Source organism: Streptococcus suis YS56 (assembly GCF_000440115.1).
GTDB classification, from domain to species: domain Bacteria; phylum Bacillota; class Bacilli; order Lactobacillales; family Streptococcaceae; genus Streptococcus; species Streptococcus suis_L.
Window position 1 is genome coordinate 1 of record NZ_ALMY01000082.1, and the last position, 4,338, is coordinate 4,338.

A 4,338-nucleotide genomic window follows, 5' to 3' on the forward strand; every position below is an offset into this window, starting at 1 on the left:
TAAAACTTTTGAAGTATTAGCACTAAAATATGTTGAAAAAGTTTATCCCAGTGAGAGAAATTGGTCCCCAACAAAAGAAACTCGTGATGGAAATAGAGATGCGCAGGTCGTCTTTTTTATAGAAGACGGCCAATTTATTAGATGGTGGATGGAAGCAAAATATACCTCCAAAGAAAAACTATCTCGATATCGTCTTGATGCGACTATTGTCACTTCTATCTTACAAAAAAATGTTAAAAAATATTTCTTTGTTACTAATTCGAATATTTCTACTGAGAATATTATTAATATAAAAACTGCAATTACCGAAATTTCTCCCGAAGCGGTTGTACATTTTATAACTAAAACAAATCTAGAAAGTTGGTTAAAACGTAATCCCAAATATATCAAAGATTTTTTTTCTTCTAATATCTCAGAAAAAGATATTGATATATCAGAAGTTGAAACTACTTCAACTAGATTTGTTGAAGTGACCACGATAAATTCCTATGCCATTCGAAACTCCAATTTTTCAGTAGACTACCTGTCGTACAATACACGCTATCGATTGTCCTTTTCATTTTTTTCTTACAATGATGACATAATAGAAATTTTACCTAACAATATAGGAAAATATCCCTGGAGAATTATTGGTACCTCTTCTCTTAAGGAGATTCCGGTAAATTCCGGTGAAAATCATATTCAAATAGAATTTCAAATAATTCCTGACGATAGGTATGATGCTTCACCCAATGGTAGCCAGAATAATTCTTTTATTTACGAAAAAAATCAAGACAGTTATTCTATCTATCATTTTTTCGATTTATGTAAGAAATCTAATAATACCAAAATTTCAATTCTTAGTCCTAAGCATTTTACTTTAATAAAAAATACTGTTATAAAACCTATTTATATAAAATCACAAGAGAATATCAGACAGAGATTGGAAGAATATTGTAAAACAACTAGGAATAATACTAAAACTACTCAGATTTTTTCAATTATTTCTCCCTATAAATATGGAAAAAGCTATCTAGTCAAAAATTATTTTTCATCACCTACTATTCAGCAATTCCCCAAAATATTTATATCATTTTCATCGGATGATGTCTGCAATTTGGAAAATTTAGTTCAGCTAGTGCATTTTATTTTGTTCCCGTTGCTACACGATCTGGTCATCAAAGAAGATTATCCAACTCCTCTCAGTAGTTCCTTAAAATCATTTATACAACAGTATCAAGCTAAAAATTACGAAGCACTTTTTAGATATTTTCAATTAGACATTCTAACGGACTTTTTTCAGCAATTTAAGGAAACTCAATTCTTTAAATTAGTTATTGTAGAAAACTTTCAATTTTTATCAAACGAATACAAAGAATTTTTTGAACATATAATTCAAGCTTGCTACAATGAAGATTACAATATTTTCTTTGTCGTTACTTCAACAAATCCATTAACTTTTCCAAAAGATGTCATTCACATATCAGAAGCATTATCCCTGAACGGAATAAACCCAATCTATGAACCATTAAAAGAATCCATTAAGAATATAAAACAATTACAGGACTTAAATACTTTTCCTAGCTTAAAACTCGAACCCGCTAAACTATTAATTCATTTCAGTAGCAACGAGAATATTAAAAGTTTTGAAGATTTAAGCAAAGAAGAACTTGAAGTAATAAAGTCTGTTTTCTTGAACTATAGTCTCCCGCCAAATGATATTCAACTATATAGCGAAGCAACAATATCTTTATTGGAAAAAAATTTTCTAGGTTTTGACATCAACCAACAACTAGTGCCATTCTCTTCTAATTTATTAGAGGAGTTCTTGAACTGGATTATAGACAATGGGAATGAATTATTTATCTCTGAAAATATAAATTTCAATCATCCTCTTCAAGAAATATTTGTCTCCTTATTTATAGATAAGAATAGAGAAAAAAGTCAAAAAGCAATTGCTACTCTTCAACAATATTTTTCTCATCAAGAATACCATTCAATTTACTATCTCCTTCGCAAATTTAAGGGAGGAGACAACTACATGAGGTTGTTCTATAGATTTCAAAATGATTATTACTTACTGCACTATTTTTTTGCAATGGCTAATGCAAATGTTGGACAAGATAGTAGTGGATATGCAGAATTTTTAAAACTTTTCAATATACTTGATGAAAAATTAAAATATAATAGTGAATCTGAAATTTTTTTAAATATTATATTAAATGTAGTCTATGAAATAATCAATAGTGATTACGAAAACTATCGCTTAGAACAATTTCGAAAACATAGCAAGAAGTTTCATAATTTGTTATCCTATCGTAATGTAAATCATGATCAAGTTCAGACAATTAAATCTAACCAAAAATTTTTGGAGGCTCTGATTAAAACAGAGAAAACCTTATTACTAGATTGTCAGCTCTTAGAAGAATTTATGAACCATTCAAAAATAGATGAATATGGAAAAATTTACACCCAACGCCTTGCTAGAATCTTTTATTCAAGTAATATAACACTTGCCAAAGAAATTTTATTTAAAATTGAACCTATTTCAATTGATAAATATAATTATTTTTTAGAAATAGAGAAATTATTTATAAAATTTTTAGAGAATCCTAAGCAAGAACAGTTTTTAATTATCCTACAGAAAATTAGTATCTTAAAAAAGGACTACCTTAACGACTATAAAAAGTATATTCTTGGATTGGTAGCCGGAGCTATCATTTTAGATGATCAAACAACTCTTAAGAACTTAATCGAAGAAATTTACGATTCGGGAAAACGTCCCTACAGAGCTCGTCAAAAACTATTTTTTGCTAACATAGTTAATTATTTAGAATTAGTCCAAAATAATCAATATCTAGAAATTGAAAACAAATTGCGATTAATTGATAGTTCCCCTCTTCCTAATCATTATAAAAATATTAATTTACACAATCTTAAATTAAGTTGTTCACCAGCTCGTGTTGAATTTTATTTAGGTGGTGAGCTGAAAGATAATACGTTTTATTTTGATCCTCGTTCAATATGGTAAGGGAGTCTAATTATTAATACAGTGAAGTAATTACGTTCGAATATTCCGTAGACCTATTCTAGCGTAGTCATTGATAATTTTTAATATGCCTAAATAAACGGATTTTATCATTTCAATTTTTAAATAATAAAATGTATTTGTCTCATATGATTTCCAATAAATTATTTACATATTTTTATTGGGGGGTTATATGGGACTTTTAAATACAAAAATTACAATATATTTACCCGTTGTGCTAGTTAATTCTAGCCAAATAAAAAAACTTTGCGTATCATAAACTCAAAACAACCACGAAATGAGGGAATGATATGCAAAGCCAACAATTTATGTTTATAGTATATTTGTATCAATGATGTAAGGTTGAATATGCATTCTAAGTTTTTCTGCTGAAATAGAGGCAAGATACTCATCTAAGTTAATTTGCTGTAATAAATTTTTAACAATAAAAGTCATTTCAGCTTTTTTAATATTTTCATCACTACAAAATTCATTAATTTGTCTAATAATTAGGTTTATAAAATGTTCACAAAAAAGATAGAAGCTTTTCTTATAAATTTCAAAATAATTATTGTTTTCTAAATACACTTTAATTTCTTTCAAAATGAATAACATATCTTCGCTATTTTTGTGTTCAAAAGATTGGACAATTGATCCTTTACGTCGATAATGAAAGTAAGTTGCATCAGGAATACAAATTAATTTAGAGGCTGCAAGCATCGTCTTAATACTGAATAGTAAATCTTCAAATTTACGATTCTCAGGAAAAAATATATTATTGTCAATTAAAAATTGACGTAGGTAGATTTTATTAGTTGTTGATGGAACTATGTTTACATCAAAGTTATACTCTTTTGCCATTACCTTTATACTCTCTTCAGGTCCTAATTGTAGCAAAGTATTATACTTACACTTGTAGATTATATCCTTTATGTCGTCGTATTCACGTTTTAAAGTAAACATTCCAATTTCAGATGCACATTGCTCCATATACGTTAGACCTTTTTCTAAATAATCGTAGGAAATCCAGTCATCACTATCTATAAAGCATATGTATTTCCCACGAGCCATCCTTATTCCTAAATTTCGGGCTCCCCCTGCTCCTAAACTTTTCTTAGAATAAAAATAATGAATATCATATTTTTCTGATAAAAATTCTGAAGGTTGCTTTGATGCATCGTCAATAATGATGACTTCATACCTATCCCTAGAAAGCGTATTGATTTTGATAGAATCTAAACATTTCGTTATTTGATCTTCGGTATCTTTCATTGGAATAATAATTGTAATATCCATAACTTTCTCCTACCGATAACTATTAATTATCACTA

General features: G+C 28.3%; 2 protein-coding genes. One reads left to right on the forward strand and one right to left on the reverse strand.

From position 1 onward, the window contains the following. Positions 1–3,010, forward strand: a 3,010-nt coding sequence (locus tag SST62_RS1000000112810) for a hypothetical protein (RefSeq protein WP_032499454.1), incomplete at its 5' end; no start/stop codon positions are given. Positions 3,011–3,340: 330 nt separating this feature from the next. Here SST62_RS1000000112810 and SST62_RS0110485 read toward each other — a convergent pair. Beyond that, complete coding sequence (locus SST62_RS0110485; RefSeq protein ID WP_029187305.1) at positions 3,341–4,303, reverse strand: glycosyltransferase family 2 protein; 963 nt, start codon at positions 4,301–4,303, stop codon at positions 3,341–3,343. Between the last annotated feature and the right edge of the window lie 35 nt (positions 4,304–4,338).